Here is a 16658-nt window from a genome sequence, read left to right as displayed (position 1 = left end):
GTTTTACGTCGACAAGCACAAGAATTAAACCCGAATCAGCTTGACAAGCTGCCCTGGCTGCAGTAAGGAAAGCAACGGCAAGTCCTCCTCTACAACCCTTCCGACCACATTGACTCGCTCATCGGCCGGGAGGTCATGAAGCGTGATTTGGACCTCTCCGCGATAGCGTCCATAGCGGTCATTATCTCGAGTAATCGTCCCCAGCGGCCGCTCTACCGTATTCCGAGCGGCGACTGATTCAGAACTTCTCGTATCCATAAGCCTTAGAACATCACGGGAAAAATCAGGGCGGAGCCGGAACTCACCTTCCTGGAAGCCTTCAACTCGGATCGAAACACGATGATGGCAGTCAAAATCGTTTAATTTTTGAAGAAGGTCCTCACTTACCTCCGGATCACCGATGTAGACATCCTCCACACCCGCGTGGAACAACTCCAGCGCAGCCCGATACGGATCAACTTCGCGATGATTTTCCAAGGTTGGCAGCCCTTCATACAACGGGCCGCGTTTCTCACCATCACCTGGAATATACGCGCTTACCGGAATACCATACCTTTTAAAAAGCTCATTTTGCTCCTGAAAAAACGAATCCGATAATCCCGTTTCACGCCTTGGATAGAAATTATGCCAAGCCAGCAGCTGACTAGCTTCTAACCCGCCTTCTAACAGTACCCGCACATCTTCCTCAAACAAAATGCTCGCATTAAGCGCGAGTTTGAATTCCTTCGCCAGACTCAAAATCGTCTCATTCGCAAAAAAGTCATCCAACCGCAAACCGATAACCCCTAAGGATTTTAACGAAAATAAACTATCCAATCCTAAATGGGCAGGCGTTCGAGCAGATACATCTGCATACACCTCGATACCAGCCTCTTTTGCTGCCTTAAGCAACTCACACGCACGGCCTGCTAAATCCCCAGACTCTTCTGGGATGTGAAGCGACGTAAATGCCGACCTCACACCCATTTTCCCAGCAGATCTAATCCGCTCTTCTGCTAAAGGGTCATTTAAATAGAAACTAATACCGATCAATCAAACTCACCGGCCATGTCATCATTGAAGCCGAATAAATAGGTGAACAAGAACCCAGCTCCATAAGAAATTAATACACCAAGCAGATACAGCAGGACTTGCCCAGTTACGACTAAAAATGCCAGCGGTAAACCAGAAACCCCGACCGCGATAGTTGCCACATGGAAGACAGCCTGGAACGCACCGCCGACACCTGCACCTAAGCAGGCAGTTAAGAATGGACGGCCTAATGGTAAGGTTACACCGAAGATAAGCGGTTCACCGATGCCGAGAATTCCTGCAGGAAGACCCCCGCCAATCGCTCTTTTTAAGCGAGTTTTCTTCGTCTTAGCGTAAATCGCAAACGCCGCTCCGACTTGTGCCGCACCACCCATCGCCAAGATTGGCAGAAGCGGGTCATTTCCAAGTGTATTAATTAACTCCAAGTGAATCGGTGTTAATCCTTGATGTAAACCAGTGACAACGAGCGGCAGGAAGGTGGCCCCAAGGACAAATCCAGCCACTACACCACCCACATCAAGCAGTGACGTTAATCCTTTTGTAATCGCATCTGACACAAAACCACCCAACGGCATAAAGACAAGATAAGTAACAATACCAGTAACCAATAAAGCAACCGTTGGTGTGATAAATAGATCAAGCGATTGTGGAACATAACGACGAACTCGTTTTTCAACAAGAGCAATAAAGATGGCGGCAAATAAAACTCCGATTAAACCGCCGCGTCCCGGAAGTAAAGCAGTATCAAACAATTTGATTCCTGCAACCGCAGGGTTAATGATTAAAATACCAGCAATCGCCCCGAGTGCGGGTGAACCACCGAATTCTTTCGCTGCGTTGGTACCAACTAAAATGCCAAGGTAACCAAATAAACCGCTGCCAATAACCGATAAAATAGTCGCCAGTTGGGAATCCGCTGCCAGCCAGCCCGCTTGGACAATCGCTTTGGTGATTCCTGTAATCAACCCGGATGCAACTAGAGCCGGAATTAACGGGATGAAAATACTAGAGATTTTTCGTAAAAACAATTTAAACGGTGTCGCATTCTTTTTGTTGATTTCCGCCTTTTTGCTGGCCGCCTTTTCTTTCAAATCAATCCCGCCGGCGTCTTCTATTAATTTACCAAACTCTTCTGTGACTCTATTTACTTTTCCAGGTCCAAGGATAATTTGGAGGGTTTCCTCCTCTACTACGCCCATGACTCCGTCAATTTTCTTAATGGCCACTTGGTTGACAAGTGCGTCATCCTTTGGTGTCACACGAAGTCTTGTCATACAATGCGTGTAATTGCTAATATTCGCCGGGCCGCCTAGTTGTTCAAGAATCTTTTCTGCTAAAATTTTATTCTCTCCAGCCATTCTTGTTCCCCTTCTCTCCGTTGATTATTTTTTTAAGTGAACTTATTTCCTTAAATCTACAAATGGAAAAGTGTTCACATCACCTCCCGAAAAGGACTATTTCCCATCTTTAATAAACCGGATCGCTTCCCTTGTTTTATCAATGGAATGAATCGTATCCTCATATTGGACGGTTGCCATCGACAAGAACAAAATATCCATGATATATAACTGCGCAAGGCGTGAAGAAGTAGCTGCACTTCGAAACGGAGCTTCTCCAGAGTACGCCGTAAACAAGTTAATATCAGCCAGAGCAGAGACCGTTGATTGCCCATATTTCGTTAAACTAATCGTTTTCACGCCGCGCTCTTTTGCAAGTGCCATAACTTTAATGACTTCAGGTGTTTCGCCTGAGTGGGAGATCCCAAACACGAGATCCTCCTTATTGGCATTGGCAATTAACGTGGCAACAAGATGTGTATCCGTAAAAGCGGTTGCATTTTTATGAACCCTTAGGAGCTTTTGCTGTGCGTCCTTTGCGATAATGCTTGAAGCCCCAATTCCAAAAAAATGAACATTTTGTGCAGCAGACAAGGTGTGAACGGCACGTTCCAATTCATCAAAATTAATCATTTCTTCCGAGTCGCGGATGCTTTGGATACTATTGCTTGTTGTCTTCTGGGCGATGGAGAAAAACGATTCACCCGGCTCAATGTCACGGTACCCTTGCTCCACCGGTTTCACAAGATCGCCTGCAATTCTTACTTTTAAATCCTGAAATCCATTTAAGCCCAAAGATTTACACAGTCTTATTACAGCTGCACCACTTGTATTAGCCTTGGAACCGATGTCATGGACGGTACTGTTTAATATCACTTGAGGATTTTCAAGAATCAGTTCAGCAATTTTCCGCTCAGAAGCTGGAAGCTGTTCCAACATATTTTGAATCATTTTTAATCCGCCTGCTGCCACACCAAAGACCACCTTTTTTAAAATTACTCTACTACATGTTGGATTGCCTTTTTCACATATCCATTTGCTTCTATTAATAATTGTTCTGCTTTTTGTTTCGACGTATTCGTCTTAATCATAACAATGGCCGTTTTGACTTGAAGATTAGAGGCTTCAAGTGTTTCCGACGCCTGTTCATAGGAAACCCCGGTAATTTTACGAATGATTCCAATCGCCCGTTCCTTTAATTTCTGGTTACTTACATGAACATCAACCATTAAATTCTCATAGGCTTTTCCTAAAAGAATCATCGAAGAAGTTGAAATCATGTTTAGAATCATCTTATGAGCGGTACCTGACTTCAATCGTGTCGAACCAGTCAGGACCTCTGGACCGACAATAACTTCAATTGCTTGGTCGGCTTCCTGACTAATTGCCGCATTTCTATTGCAAGAAAGGGCTACGGTTTTCGCTCCAATGCTTCGTGCATATCGAAGCGCCCCGATAACATAAGGTGTGCGGCCGCTAGCTGCAATACCAATGACCGTATCATCTTTCGTCAGCCCGATTTCCTTCAAATCGTTCACACCGAATTCCGGCTGATCCTCCGCTCCTTCAACTGCTTTCAAAAAGGCGCGCTCTCCTCCTGCGATAAGTCCTTGGACCATTTCAGGGTCTGTGCTAAAAGTGGGCGGGCATTCTACTGCATCGAGAACCCCTAATCTCCCGCTCGTGCCTGCACCACAATAAATCAGGCGTCCGCCGTTCTTAAAGGATTCAACCACAAATTGGACGGCTGCTTCAATATCCGGTAAAACATCCTTGACTGCTAGTGCGATTAGTTGATCCTGCTCATTCATAATTCGTAAGATGTCACTTGGACTTGCTGTATCTATCTGCATGGACTGTTCGTTGCGAGATTCAGTCGTTAATAATTCAAGATTTTCTGTCATGATCGTTGTCCTCCTGTAAGTCTTTTTTGAGGTGAAAACGGTTACCGTACGTTTATTATATTCCGTTTGAAATTTTATTTCAAGTAATTTATTAAAATAGTGAAATGGTATTTCAAAACACTATTTCACTCTGAGATGATCTAGGGTCTTATTCAAACAAGTAACGACGAATCGCCTTTGCGACCCCTGCCTCGTTATTATTTCCAGTCACCCGATCCGCTAATTGTCTCACCTTTTCAGGTGCATTTCCCATCGCAATTCCGAGGCCGGCAGCTGAGATCATCAGAGCATCGTTAAAATTATCACCAATCGCTGCCGTTTGTGAGAGCGGGATTCCCAACTGCTCAGTAAGTTTAACCAGGGCAGATGCCTTTGTTACACCACTGGGGGTAATTTCTAAATTGATAAAATTAAAACTGCTGCTAATTTCCATTTCCACTGCCTGTTCCTTAAGCCGCCGGGTAAACTCCGGGAGCTTATTCTCATCATCAAATACAGCAATTTTTGTAATGCTCCGCTCCTGCTCCTTCAGGTACTGGTAAAAGTCATCGACGACCTTCACCTGACATTTCTCCCGAACCCTCTGGCAATGTTGAGGTTCTCCCCCAGATGCTTCCAGGGTGGGGATGTTATTTTCAATCCATTTCTCATTCCATTTAGTCACCTCAGGGACGAGGAGTATATCCCCCTCATAAAAATGCGCATAGATGCCCTCCGTCTCACATATTTCCCAAAAGGTCATTAGTGACTCATATGGAAAAACGGATTGCTCGCGGATTTCGCCATTCGCATCCAGCAGAATCGCTCCATTGTAGGCAATGATTGACTCACCGCTAAGCCCAATTGTCCGGGCAATCCATTGCGTGGATAGCGGGGAGCGACCGCTGCAAATGACGACCTTGCCACCTCGCTTGCGGTACTCATGAATCGCCTCGATTGTTTCCACATCAATCTCTTTTTGATCATTTAATAACGTGCCATCTAAGTCTGTTGCTAGTAGTCGATACTTCACTATGTAATCCTCCTCTATAATATTATTGTATTTTATATTTTTAATAATATTATTGAAATTTAATTTCAATATTACATTGTATCTATTTTTCGGGCGGGTTTTGTTCAATTTTTAAGATGTTTTGTTCAAATCCAACAAGCTTTTGTGCAATTTTCAAGCCGTTTAGTACAAAAATCCAGTGTTTTTGTACATTTTGATAATATATGGAATTTTAAAAGTAGAATTAAAGCCTACAATTCAATAAAAAAAGCCTCTAGGCTTAGTTGCAAGTTCTAAACAATTAATAAAATCTAAATGAATTATTCATAGTTTGTTCATTATTTTGGGGTAAGATAAGTACATGAAGAGGACAAGCACTTACCTTTCTCTTTTTCAAAAACCCCCTTTAATATATTCTGTTTGGATCTGGCACTCGGCCGGATCTATTTTTTTGGAGAGAATCATTGTCTGAAATTTTCGAATAATTTTATTTTTATTTTTGATGTTATTATGAAATAATTTGTCGAAATATGAGAGACGTTTATTACCAAGCAGTTAGAAATCTCTATTTAAATGCATTGATATACCAATATCATTTACTTTTTTGCTAATATTTTTACTATTAAATTCGGTGTTCACATGAAAAATCCACTATGTTACTATCAAAATGGGCTTGGAATTGTATTATCATTAGAAGACGAAAAAGATGGGAATCAAGTCATCATGCCTTCCAAACCAAAGGCAGTAAAAAATAATTTTACGAGGTGTATGATGAAAACAATGGAACGAACTCAAAAGGAAAATATGGAACTTTTAAAGGAAATCGTTCAACTTAAAACAACACTGAGCGAAATATGTAAGCAAGATGGACCAAGCAGCTCGGAATACATCAATCTTTCTATCAAACTTAATACACTTATGCATAAATATTTTGAGGAAAAAGCAGAAATTCTCGTTAGCATTTAATAGGTTTGAATTAAAGTTTTGACGGGATCCCATGACTCTCGCCAAAAGGGACAGCAAAAATATGCTGTCCCCTTTTTTATACCTATTTTTGTTCCAACCTCTCAAGAATCCTTCTTTTCCGGTAAAGCATAATTCCCGTCTCCGCAAGGTCGTTAATCATCGAGCGATTGGTAAATGCCCCAAAAATCATCCCAGCGATAGGCACCATCTGAAACAACTTTTTCCATCCAAACTGGTCCCTGTATGTATATACCACTTCACGCCAGCCTTGCAGCTGCGACATCATTTCACTGGACCCGCTCCCTTGCTGATAATAGCTGGAAAGCTCATTCAGAATCGCTCGTTTACCAACAATATCTGCCGATGAAAACTGCAGACATTTGATCATAAAAATACGTTCGCTTTTCTCATTGGGATCATACCCATGGAGGATGGCGATTTCCTGCAGTGTTTTTAAGGAGATACCCATTAACGCCGGAACATCGAGTGCAAGGGTAAAAATCCCGCCAATTCCTGTGCTTGCTCCTTGGATGGCCGCAAACTTCTTCCGTTGCCCGGTTAGCTCCTGACTCAACTTATCCATAGTAACTAACGGGATATCCTCAATATCCGATACCTGCGTGATGGGCCGGCCCGTTTCTTTTTCAATTTTTTCAAAGAGATTATGTTCTTTCATTAAATAGCTGCCGCCATTCTGAATATAGGAGCCGATTTCTTCTAGCAAATTGCCAACTTTGTTATGGATGAATTGGGGAGTTATTTTATCAAGAATCTTAAATGGAAGTCTGCCTAGTCGATCCCAAATCCACAGATCACTCTGATCATTTTCCCACTTCTCAATGACCTTTAGTTCGTTCAACAAAACTTCTCGTGTTTCCATGTAATGCGGTCACCCTCGTTCGTTTATTTATGAATACATACGTATGAGATGGGGAAAGGTTTCACGGCTGATACTTTGGGGATAGTCATAATCAACCAGAATACTGCGACTTAATTCATTATTATCCCCATTTTCCCGCCCCTAATTCCTAGGAGTTCCGACACATTTTGACAATAGCAACGGAAAACCGACGACTTTCGAACACTTTTATCGTATGATATGAACAACTGATTGTGATAGTTTGGAGGTTTATGAATGCGATTGAAAAAAAGGAAACGAAAACTTAGAAAATGGGTAAAGGTGACCGGCACAATCCTTCTACTACTGTTAATTGGCGGCGGAATCTATGGATCCACTGTCTATAAATCTTTCAAAAATGCTGTTGCTGCGATGCATCAGCCGATGGAACGTGAAACATCTGAAAAACGTGAGGAACCCGTTTCGCTTAAGGAAAAAGATCCTTTTTCGGTTTTAATGCTTGGTGTGGACGAGCGAGAAGGAGACTCGGGCCGCTCTGACACCATGATTGTATTAACCGTTAATCCCAACAATAATTCCGTAAAAATGCTAAGCATTCCACGCGATACTCGAACTGAAATTATTGGAAAAGGGACGGAGGATAAAATTAACCACGCCTACGCCTTTGGAGGGATCCCCATGGCGCTGGATACCGTCGAAAACTTTCTGGATATACCAATTGACTATTATATAGAGGTTAATATGAAAGGCTTCACGGGGATGGTCGATGCCGTTGGCGGTATAACGGTCAATAATGACTTAGATTTCACCCAAGATGGATACCATTTTCCTGAAGGAGAATTGACGCTAAACGGTAAAAAAGCATTAAGCTATACAAGAATGAGAAAACAAGACCCTAGAGGCGACTTTGGCCGACAAATAAGACAGCGTCAAATTATTGAAGGGGTAATTAAAGAGGGAGCAAGTTTATCCAGCTTAACTAAGTTTTCCGGTATATTTGCCGTCCTTGGCAAAAATGTAAAAACAAACCTGACGTTTGATCAAATGGTAGCTATTCAAAAAGGTTATAAACATGTTGGATCATCCATTGAGCAAATGGAGATAGAAGAAGAAGGAACAAGAATCGATAACATTTATTATGGATTGGTTTCAGAAGAAGAAATCCAACGGGTTCAAAAGGAATTAAAGTCAGAACTAGAAATTAAGTAAATAAAAGCTGAATGGAGATTTTCTCCATTCAGCTTTTTTCAGAGTTACCATAATCGTAGCAAATGTAAATCTATAACGTTTCTAATACCGCTTCAAGCATCGTTCCATTTTTGGCATAATTCGTATGCCAAGAAAAAGCTTTTTCTAAAACATGAGGAGTTTGCCCGCCTCTTGTTAGTGCTTCCTGGTAATAGGCTCGTAGCTGATCGCGATACATTGGATGCGCACAATTCTCAATAATCTTCTCCACCCTTTCCCTTGGTGCCAATCCTCTTAGGTCAGCATATCCTTGTTCAGTGACGATCACATCAACATCGTGTTCAGTATGGTCTACATGAGAGACAAAAGGCACAATGCTTGAAATATTACCGGCTTTTGCAATGGATTTAGTGACAAAGATAGCTAGACGGGCATTTCTTGCAAAATCTCCAGAACCACCTATACCGTTCATCATTCTTGCACCCGAAACATGAGTGGAATTGATATTTCCGTAGATATCCAATTCTAAAGCCGTATTTATGGAGATTAATCCCAGGCGGCGAATGATTTCGGGATGATTCGAAATTTCCTGCGGGCGCATCATTAATTTATTACGATACTGTTCAAAATTGGAAAATACCTGCTGGTGTTTTGCTTCAGAAAGCGTGATGGAGCAACAAGAAGCAAAGCGTACTTTTCCAGCATCCATGAGATCAAACACCGCATCCTGTAACACCTCCGAATAGACTACCAAATCTTCAAACTCTGAATCTAACATTCCATGCAGGACAGCATTAGCCACCGAACCAATACCCGATTGTATTGGCGCTAGACGTTCTGTTAATCGGCCTGTCTTTACTTCTTTTCGAAGAAAATCTATTAAATGCTGTGCCATGATCTCCGTATCTTCATCTGGTGGAACAATTGTCGATGGGGAATCAAGTTGGTTTGTAAACACAATCCCCTTTACTTTTTCAACATCAATTGGAATGCCAATCATTCCAATTCGATCATCAGGTTTAACGAGCGGAATAGGAAGCCTTGATCCTTGTTTTCCAGGTTCATATAAATCGTGCAATCCTTCTAGCTGGGGAGATTGAGCCATATTGATCTCAATAATAATAGACTTGGCATTTAAGGCAAACGATAAGGAATTTCCAATCGAAGTGGTTGGAATCACCATTCCATCCTCCGTTACTGCAACCGCTTCCAAAATAGCGACATCTATATTCAGTACATCGGACCGAATCAACTCTGCTGTGTGGGACAAATGCTGATCAACAAATAAAAAGTCACCTTGATTGATTCCTCTTCTCATAGTGGCATCGGCTTGGAAAGGCAATCTTTTTCCTAAAATCCCCGCTTCAGCAAACAATTTATCAACATCCGACCCTAAGGAGGCTCCTGTATAGACATTGACTTTAAACCATTCATCATCCTTTACTCGGTTGACTAACGCCACTGGCACCGCTTTCACATCACCCGCTCGTGTAAACCCACTTAAACCCAACGTCATTCCGTTTTCAATCCAGGCAGCCGCTTCTTTAGCCGTAACCACTCGGTCTCTTAGACGAGAATCTCTTATTCGCTCCACATGTTTCTCCATAAACAAATCCCTCGCTTCGTAAATAAGTATTATCCTCATTTTACCTATTTACATCATCAAGATGGGAAATTATGGAGTACGATACGAAATATTCTGATAAAACAGCAAATTTAGGCTCCAAAGCAGAAGTATCTAGAATCCTAGAAGTTTTCGAAAATAACTAGAGTAGGACTGGCTAACAGGTACCCGCTCACCATTATCCATAGAGAGCAAAAAGGTCGAATGAGTATCAGGATGAATCTCTTTAATATGATTAACATTCACAATAAATGAGCGATGGCATCTAATAAAGGAATCCTTCGGAAGCAGATATTCAAATTCTTGAAGGGAGTATTTATGAGTGCCTGACACCACTTCTGAATAAACACTCGTCTTCTTATCTTTGGATTCTAAATAAACGACCTTTGAAAAAGGAATGGGAATCCAGCCATCCAATGTTTTCACGGTAACGACCGATTTCCCATCTGTTAAAGCAGGATATATCGCTGTTACACACCCCTCAAGCTGTCCATTATGTAAAAATGGCACCGCCATTCCATGATAAGGAACACCAAAAACATCCCGATTAATAAACTCAGAGACCTTTTGACCCGTCACCAATGCATTATGGGCAATCGTCCCTTCCTTTACAGGATCGCCAGGGCTAATTTTCAAATCAATTCGTTTACTTGGCCGATAGTAGATATATTCTTTTGTATTCGAAACCGCAATGGATATTTCATCTGAAAATAATTCACCGATGGTCTCTAGCAGTGATCCTATAGTTATTTCTTTCATACGATTAGCACCTCATTGATTATTATACTACTATCATGAACACCAAGTTGAACTGAATTGGATTTTTAAAAAAAAGTGACTCAAAAACTTGTTGTCCAAGTCTCTGAGTCACTTCTTTCCGTTATACATGGATTTGATGATGCAATGTCGTTCTAACTGCACCTGGTCCTTTGATCAGCTGCTTGAAGAATTCTTCTACTTTTTCCCCCAAGCCAACTTCATACAAATCGATACCAAAGATTCTTTGGTTGGAGAGAATGGGCCGTAAATGACTACCGACTGAATCAGCGTTACCAAATTCCACCTTTTGAAGATGTAACTGTAAATCTTCTAAAAGCGGATCCGGACTAATGTTCATTTCTTTTCCGGCATCATTTACGCCCAACAGATAACGGCACCAAGCAGCAATCGTTAATGGGATAAATGATAAATCATTGACATCTAGGTCTTCTCTTTCTAGATATAATTTAATCGTTTCCCCAAAGCGAATTCCCAGCTTCTGTGATGTATCGGACGCAATTCGTTGTGGTGTGTCGGGAATATTAGGATTTGGAAAACGGACTTCAATGACTTCTTTTATAAATTCCATTGGATCAATAATTCCAGGGTCAGTGACAACTTTCATCCCTTCATCATAGCCGATTTTTTCTACTAATGCTTTTAAATCAGCATCCTTCATTTCATCCGCAATCGAGGTATACTCAAGTAAGCAGCCAAAGATTGCTAAGGCGGTATGAAGGGGATTTAAACAGGTACACACTTTCATTCGTTCGACAAGGTCGACCACTACTTGGTCGGTAAAGTAGACGCCTGCTTTTTCTAACGCCGGTCTTCCGTTTGGAAAACGGTCCTCAATTACGAGGTATTCAGATTCCTCCGTATTCACAAATGGAGCCACGAGCGACCCATTTTTTCTTTTTGGAATGAGTTCGGCACTGCCAAATCCTAGGTTTGTTAATTGTTCTTGTACGGTTACAGAAGGAAGCGGTGTAATTTTATCAATCATACTCCAAGGGAAGGTGATGTTCGATTCATCATTCAAATAATCGATAAAACCCTGCTCAACCACACCATTTTCCTTCCATATGGAAGCAACCGTCATAATAGCCTCTTTCAGCTTATCTCCATTATGGGAGAAATTATCTGTACTTACGAGTGCTAACGGTGCTTTTCCACCATTGTATCTGTCATGTAAAAGCGATGCCAGCAAAATCATCGTATGTTGACTCGGCTGATCCTGTCCCTGCTCGATTTCTTCACGAAGCGACGCTCGAATCTCCCCATTCATATCCTTTAAGTCATACCCTTTTTCGGTAATTGAAAGGGAAATGAATTGCAGGGATGGATGACTGGCCACTTCTTTTAAACGCTGCCATGAGGATGGACCGTTATAAGTAGCAATACTTTCAGCCACACTTGCGATTACTTCCATATCTAATGAGCCATCCGCTTTCATGACAACATCGAGGCTTAAATTATCATAAGGTTGATAGATTTTTTGAATCAAGGCATCATCGGAGGTGGAAGCTACAATGATCCCTTTATTGGTTTCATTCTGCTCAATCAAATGCTGCTGTAACACAGAATGGAACGCTCTAAAAAGATTTCCTCCGCCGAAATGTAACCAGATCGGTTCCTTTTTTGTTTCTTCCCAAACTTCTTCAAAATTAAAGGCGGGAGTCTTAATCCCGATCTTTTCAAATTGATCCTTATTGGTTTTTAGCTGGGATTTTTCTAGTAATAGCAATGCGGTTCCTCCTTCAAACTTCATTACGCCAACGGCACTTTTACAGACTTGAGTTGAAAATTAAAATATTCCAGTGCGTTGTTATAGGAGATATCCTGGACAAATTGCCCTAACCATTCTAAATCATTGGGGTATTCTCCATTTTCAACCCAATTACCGACAATATTACAAAGGATTCTTCTAAAGTATTCATGGCGGCTGTATGATAAAAAGCTGCGCGAATCGGTCAACATGCCGATAAATCGGGATAGTAAACCAAGATTACCAAGGATTTTCATTTGTGCAACCATGCCATCCATATGATCGTTAAACCACCAGGCCGAACCAAACTGTACTTTAGATGGGATTCCGCCTTCTTGGAAATTACCAGCCATCGCTGCCAGCACTTCATTATCTTTCGGATTCAAGCCATAGAGAATCGTTTTTGGAAGCTGCTGATCTTGATCAAGCTCATCCAACAATCGCGAGAGAGGAACAGCAATGGGCTCATCCCGGAAAGAGTCGACACCGACATTCGGCCCTATCGCACGGAACAGACGAGTGTTGGCACTTCTCAATGCTCCAATATGGTATTGCATAACCCAGCCGCGCTTGTGATAAGCCATACCAAGTCTTACAAGTAACTGCGTTAGAAATTGATTATTTTCCTTCAATGAGATCGGCTCGTTATTCAAAGCCTTTTGCACAATGGCATCGAGTTCTTGTTCCGTGGCTGTTTCATAGACAACGGTCTCGATACTGTGATCGGATAATTTACAGCCCATTTCCGCAAAATAATCCATTCGACTTTCTAACGCATTGATTAGCTGGGTGAAATCAGTAATCTCAATCCCAGTCAGTTTGCTTAGCTTGCCCACATAATCCGCCCATGGCTGCGTCTGTTGAATCGCCATGACAACGTCCGGTCGAAATGCCGGCAAAACCGTGGTTGAGAAATCCCTATCCGCTTGTAGTAATTTATGATACCGCAAATCATCAATTGGATCGTCAGTTGTTCCGATGAGCGCTACATTTGATTGCTCGATCAAACTTCTTGCTGAGAAATTTGGGCTCTGGATCTTCTCATTACAGGTTTCCCAAATTTCTTTGGCCGTCGACCCTTTTAAGACGGTATCGACATTAAAATATTGTTTCAACTCCAAATGAGTCCAATGATAGAGCGGGTTTCCCATCAATTTTTCAACAGTTTCAGCCCATTTGACAAATTTTTCGTAGTCCTCAGCATCCCCCGTAATGTAGTATTCTTCCACTCCATTGGCTCTCATCGCCCGCCATTTATAATGGTCGCCGCCCAGCCATAATTCGGTGATATTTTTATATCTTTTATTTTCATAGATTTCGCTTGGATCTAAGTGACAATGATAATCATAGATTGGCATTTTAGCAGCAAAGTCATGATAGAGCACTTTTGCTGTTTCTGATTGAAGCAAGAAATCTTTGTCCATAAATGCTTTCATTTGATTCGCCCCTCTTATTAATTCGCTTTTGTACGAGGATAGTCAGCTGGTGTGCGGCCGCCCCATAGCTTTTCATATTTATAACCTGTAAGTGCTTCGACCACTTCTTTTGTTTTTGGAGTAACCTTGTCTTTGCTGCCGTTGTTTTTCAAGCGGTTGATTTCATCTACAAGAATACCATGTGTTTCTTTATTTAATTTAAATGTAAAAGCAGTAATTAATGCAACAAGAAGTAGTCCAACCACCCCAATTAGCATGATACCTATGATTGTATGAACGGCACCTTCTGGTTGTGTTGTTGCTTTTTGAACAAAACCTCCAGCCTCCAAAATGGCCCCAACTAAGAAAGTCGCAAGTGCAACAGAAGACTTTCTAAAGAATGTCATAACAGATGCAAAGATCCCTTCGCGGCGTTGTTTCGTAATCATTTCGTCTACATCAGGAATAAATGGGAATACGTTCCAAGGTACGAATTCTAGCATACTTCTTCCAATTTGGTAGACAAATGAGATAATTCCTAACGTAATAATTAAGTTACTTGGATGGAAGTAATAGACAGCCCCGTATCCAAATACACAAAGGATCATCGTTGAATAAGAAATTTTTGCTAAATTAGCCGGCCCAATCTTGATCATTAAAAATCCATAAATAATCGCGCCAGGAAGTCCGATAATACTAAAGGAAAGCAAATTGGCCGCAACTTCTGACGTACTATGTAATGCATACACACAGTAAAAAACAAACACAGCGTTAAAGGCATCTTTAGCGGTCATCGAGCAAATATAGATAAGTAAATGTTTGCGAAAACTTTTTACTTTAAACGTAGAAGCAAAATCAACAAGCGTTTTGGAAATAACTTTTACATTTTCAGCAACACTCTTCTTCTCTTTCTTTTGTGTCGCAAATTGCGCCATCTCTTCTGGAGAAACCTCTCTTTCCCATGTGGAGCGGAAAGAAATATAAATACAAACTGCAAAGATGACAGCAAACAGGGCACCGTTAACCAAGAATGCCATCGGATTATCTTGTCCTAATACTCCAAATAATTGACCTGGAATAAAGGTGGCCAAAAATGTACCTGTACCTGATATAAACATTCTTGCCGTTGATAATTTCGTTCTCTTATTAAAATCTGTTGTCATTTCGGAAGGCAGTGTTTCCCAGGGGATTAAGATCATAGCGGCGATGATTTCAAAAGCTAAAAACGTCAGTAAGTAATAAAAATAGTTCATTCCGGTTACCCATAGCAACACGTATACAAGCATTAACGGGGCGCCCAACAGTAAGAAAAATCTGCGCCGTCCATATTTTCTACCCAATTTAAATTTAAAAAAGTTATCCGAAAAGCTTCCCATGAATAAACTGACGACGGCATCCACGATCCGGGCAATCGCGATAATGGATGCCGCTTGAACCGGTGACAAGCCAGCAAACGTGGTGAAGAAGAATAGCAGCCAAGCCCCAATAATGGTAAAGGCTCCTCCACCCATCATATCGGTTAAACCAAAGCCAATACTAGTTTTTAGCGAAATTTCCTTATTCTTTCTAGGCATGATAACGCCTCCCTATAATTATGAGAAATATAAAACAGAACCAGGTAAAACGCTTTCATCAGCAATATAAGAAAAGGAACGATTTCGGTCATGTTCCTTCCTTACTTCTTGATAGACAACGAAGCTTAAACCGTTTGCATTGTTTTCTTAGGAGCTGCTCCATTTTTCAATGACACATTTGTATCCCAAGCACCTTGTAAATACATGGCGCCTAACGCACGATCATATAGGCCATATCCTGGTCTGCATACTTCATCCCAAATATGTCTGCCATGGTCGGGGCGAATATACCCATCAAATCCATTTTCATAGAGGGCATTTATGATGCCTGTAATCGGTAAGGAACCATCTTCAACGCGGTGAGCGGATTCAATAAAACTGCCATCCTCAAAATGTTTTACATTGCGAATATGGGCAAAAGCGATCCGATCGGCGAAGGAGTTGACAATATCCACCAAATCATTCGCAAGATTTCCACCTAACGAACCAGAGCAGAAAGTTAACCCATTGGCTGGACTATCCACTGCACGTAACAGCCGCCCAATATCCTCTTTGTTTTTGACAATCCGTGGTAAACCAAAGATAGAGAATGGCGGATCATCCGGATGAATGGCCATCTTAATTCCACATTCTTCTGCCACCGGACATACTTCCTTCAAGAAGTAAGTTAAGTTTTCTAATAAATCCACTTCAGTAATATCCTTATATAAATCAAAGAGACGCTGTAAATCTGTTAATCTTTCAGGCTCCCAACCTGGAAGGGTGAAGTCTTTTTGGTTTTCTTCCATATTCTTTACGACTTGTTCTGGTGTTAATGCGAGAACTTTTTGGGCATCGAAGAATAAGGCGGTGCTTCCATCTTCCATCTCTTTAAATAAGTCGGTCCGGAACCAATCAAAGACTGGCATAAAGTTATAGCATACGACCTTCACACCGAATTGGCTTAAATTTTTCAAGGTTTGTTTATACGTCTGAATATAGTGGTCTCTTGTAGGCAAACCAAGTTTAATATCTTCATGAATATTAACACTCTCAACCACTTCGGTATTGAATTCGTACTCTTTTGCTTGTTTTACTACTTCTTCAATTCTTTCAACCGGCCAAACCTCTCCGACGGGCACATCATGCAGCGCCCAAACGACCCCTTTGATTCCTGGAATCTGGCGGATTTGTTTTAACGTAATGGAGTCATTGCCCTCTCCGTACCAACGAAATGTCATTTGCATGTTGTTCTCTCCCTT

14 protein-coding genes are annotated in these 16658 nt (G+C 41.5%); 2 read left to right on the top strand and 12 right to left on the bottom strand.

All coding sequences use genetic code 11. The features are described from left to right. Positions 1-24 precede the first annotated feature (24 nt). From ACE198_RS09255 to ACE198_RS09235, 5 genes are all read right to left on the bottom strand, one after another. Entirely contained in the window at positions 25-1032 is a 1008-nt protein-coding gene (locus ACE198_RS09255; RefSeq protein WP_375375327.1) for a MupG family TIM beta-alpha barrel fold protein, read from the bottom strand. Then, positions 1029-2390: a PTS transporter subunit EIIC gene (locus ACE198_RS09250; RefSeq protein ID WP_375375326.1), complete on the bottom strand. Its 1362-nt coding sequence runs from the start codon at positions 2388-2390 to the stop codon at positions 1029-1031. The genes ACE198_RS09255 and ACE198_RS09250 overlap by 4 nt, the downstream gene beginning before the upstream one ends. Positions 2391-2486: 96 nt before the next feature. After that, the gene (locus tag ACE198_RS09245; protein WP_251461258.1) at positions 2487-3341 is read right to left on the bottom strand and encodes a MurR/RpiR family transcriptional regulator; all 855 of its coding nucleotides are present in this window, start codon (positions 3339-3341) and stop codon (positions 2487-2489) included. Positions 3342-3364: 23 nt separating this feature from the next. Beyond that, a complete protein-coding gene (gene murQ, locus ACE198_RS09240; RefSeq protein ID WP_375375325.1) occupies positions 3365-4273 on the bottom strand; it encodes an N-acetylmuramic acid 6-phosphate etherase in 909 nt (302 codons plus the stop codon). A 148-nt stretch (positions 4274-4421) separates the two neighbouring features. After that, on the bottom strand, positions 4422-5285 hold the full coding sequence (locus ACE198_RS09235) for an HAD family hydrolase (RefSeq protein ID WP_375375324.1): 864 nt from the start codon (positions 5283-5285) through the stop codon (positions 4422-4424). Positions 5286-5903: 618 nt separating this feature from the next. Between ACE198_RS09235 and ACE198_RS09230 the strand changes: the two genes are divergently transcribed. Further along, the gene (locus ACE198_RS09230) at positions 5904-6230 is read left to right on the top strand and encodes a hypothetical protein (protein WP_098573937.1); all 327 of its coding nucleotides are present in this window, start codon (positions 5904-5906) and stop codon (positions 6228-6230) included. An 82-nt stretch (positions 6231-6312) separates the two neighbouring features. Here ACE198_RS09230 and ACE198_RS09225 read toward each other — a convergent pair whose 3' ends face one another. Then, positions 6313-7110, bottom strand: coding sequence for an EcsC family protein (locus ACE198_RS09225; protein WP_375375323.1), 798 nt, complete (start codon positions 7108-7110; stop codon positions 6313-6315). Positions 7111-7365: 255 nt separating this feature from the next. Here ACE198_RS09225 and tagU point away from each other — a divergent pair, with 255 nt between their 5' ends. Further along, the gene (gene tagU / locus ACE198_RS09220) at positions 7366-8298 is read left to right on the top strand and encodes a polyisoprenyl-teichoic acid--peptidoglycan teichoic acid transferase TagU (RefSeq protein WP_375375322.1); all 933 of its coding nucleotides are present in this window, start codon (positions 7366-7368) and stop codon (positions 8296-8298) included. 70 nt (positions 8299-8368) lie between these two features. Here tagU and scpC read toward each other — a convergent pair whose 3' ends face one another. The 6 genes from scpC to uxuA all read right to left on the bottom strand — a co-directional run bounded on the left by scpC (position 8369) and on the right by uxuA (position 16643). Then, positions 8369-9883, bottom strand: coding sequence for a succinyl-CoA:acetate CoA-transferase ScpC (gene scpC, locus ACE198_RS09215; RefSeq protein WP_375375321.1), 1515 nt, complete (start codon positions 9881-9883; stop codon positions 8369-8371). 132 nt (positions 9884-10015) lie between these two features. Continuing rightward, on the bottom strand, positions 10016-10660 hold the full coding sequence (locus ACE198_RS09210) for a LytTR family DNA-binding domain-containing protein (protein WP_375375320.1): 645 nt from the start codon (positions 10658-10660) through the stop codon (positions 10016-10018). A gap of 121 nt (positions 10661-10781) precedes the next feature. Next, positions 10782-12407 (bottom strand): mannitol dehydrogenase family protein, encoded by a 1626-nt coding sequence (locus ACE198_RS09205; protein ID WP_375375319.1) that lies wholly within the window; start codon positions 12405-12407, stop codon positions 10782-10784. A 23-nt stretch (positions 12408-12430) separates the two neighbouring features. Then, positions 12431-13864 carry a glucuronate isomerase gene (uxaC, locus tag ACE198_RS09200; RefSeq protein ID WP_375375318.1) on the bottom strand — a complete coding sequence of 478 codons (1434 nt, stop codon included), beginning with the start codon at positions 13862-13864 and terminating at the stop codon, positions 12431-12433. A 17-nt stretch (positions 13865-13881) separates the two neighbouring features. Then, positions 13882-15417, bottom strand: a complete 1536-nt coding sequence (locus ACE198_RS09195) for an MFS transporter (RefSeq protein ID WP_375375317.1) — start codon at positions 15415-15417, stop codon at positions 13882-13884. A 125-nt stretch (positions 15418-15542) separates the two neighbouring features. After that, complete coding sequence (uxuA, locus tag ACE198_RS09190; protein ID WP_375375316.1) at positions 15543-16643, bottom strand: mannonate dehydratase; 1101 nt, start codon at positions 16641-16643, stop codon at positions 15543-15545. Between the last annotated feature and the right edge of the window lie 15 nt (positions 16644-16658).

This window comes from Neobacillus sp. KR4-4 (assembly GCF_042136325.1).
In the GTDB taxonomy this organism is placed as follows: domain Bacteria; phylum Bacillota; class Bacilli; order Bacillales; family Cytobacillaceae; genus Neobacillus.
The sequence above is the reverse complement of the archived record's forward strand: the minus strand, read 5'-3'. Positions and strand labels throughout refer to the sequence as shown.

What these genes read in the sequence shown, in the direction of transcription:
- ACE198_RS09210 (WP_375375320.1), bottom strand. Translation starts at nt 10,660, where the DNA reads ATGAAAGAAATAACTATAGGATCACTGCTAGAGACCATCGGTGAATTA.
- uxuA (WP_375375316.1), bottom strand. Translation starts at nt 16,643, where the DNA reads ATGCAAATGACATTTCGTTGGTACGGAGAGGGCAATGACTCCATTACG.
- tagU (WP_375375322.1), top strand. Translation starts at nt 7,366, where the DNA reads ATGCGATTGAAAAAAAGGAAACGAAAACTTAGAAAATGGGTAAAGGTG.
- uxaC (WP_375375318.1), bottom strand. Translation starts at nt 13,864, where the DNA reads ATGAAAGCATTTATGGACAAAGATTTCTTGCTTCAATCAGAAACAGCA.
- ACE198_RS09225 (WP_375375323.1), bottom strand. Translation starts at nt 7,110, where the DNA reads ATGGAAACACGAGAAGTTTTGTTGAACGAACTAAAGGTCATTGAGAAG.
- scpC (WP_375375321.1), bottom strand. Translation starts at nt 9,883, where the DNA reads ATGGAGAAACATGTGGAGCGAATAAGAGATTCTCGTCTAAGAGACCGA.
- murQ (WP_375375325.1), bottom strand. Translation starts at nt 4,273, where the DNA reads ATGACAGAAAATCTTGAATTATTAACGACTGAATCTCGCAACGAACAG.
- ACE198_RS09230 (WP_098573937.1), top strand. Translation starts at nt 5,904, where the DNA reads ATGAAAAATCCACTATGTTACTATCAAAATGGGCTTGGAATTGTATTA.
- ACE198_RS09250 (WP_375375326.1), bottom strand. Translation starts at nt 2,390, where the DNA reads ATGGCTGGAGAGAATAAAATTTTAGCAGAAAAGATTCTTGAACAACTA.
- ACE198_RS09195 (WP_375375317.1), bottom strand. Translation starts at nt 15,417, where the DNA reads ATGCCTAGAAAGAATAAGGAAATTTCGCTAAAAACTAGTATTGGCTTT.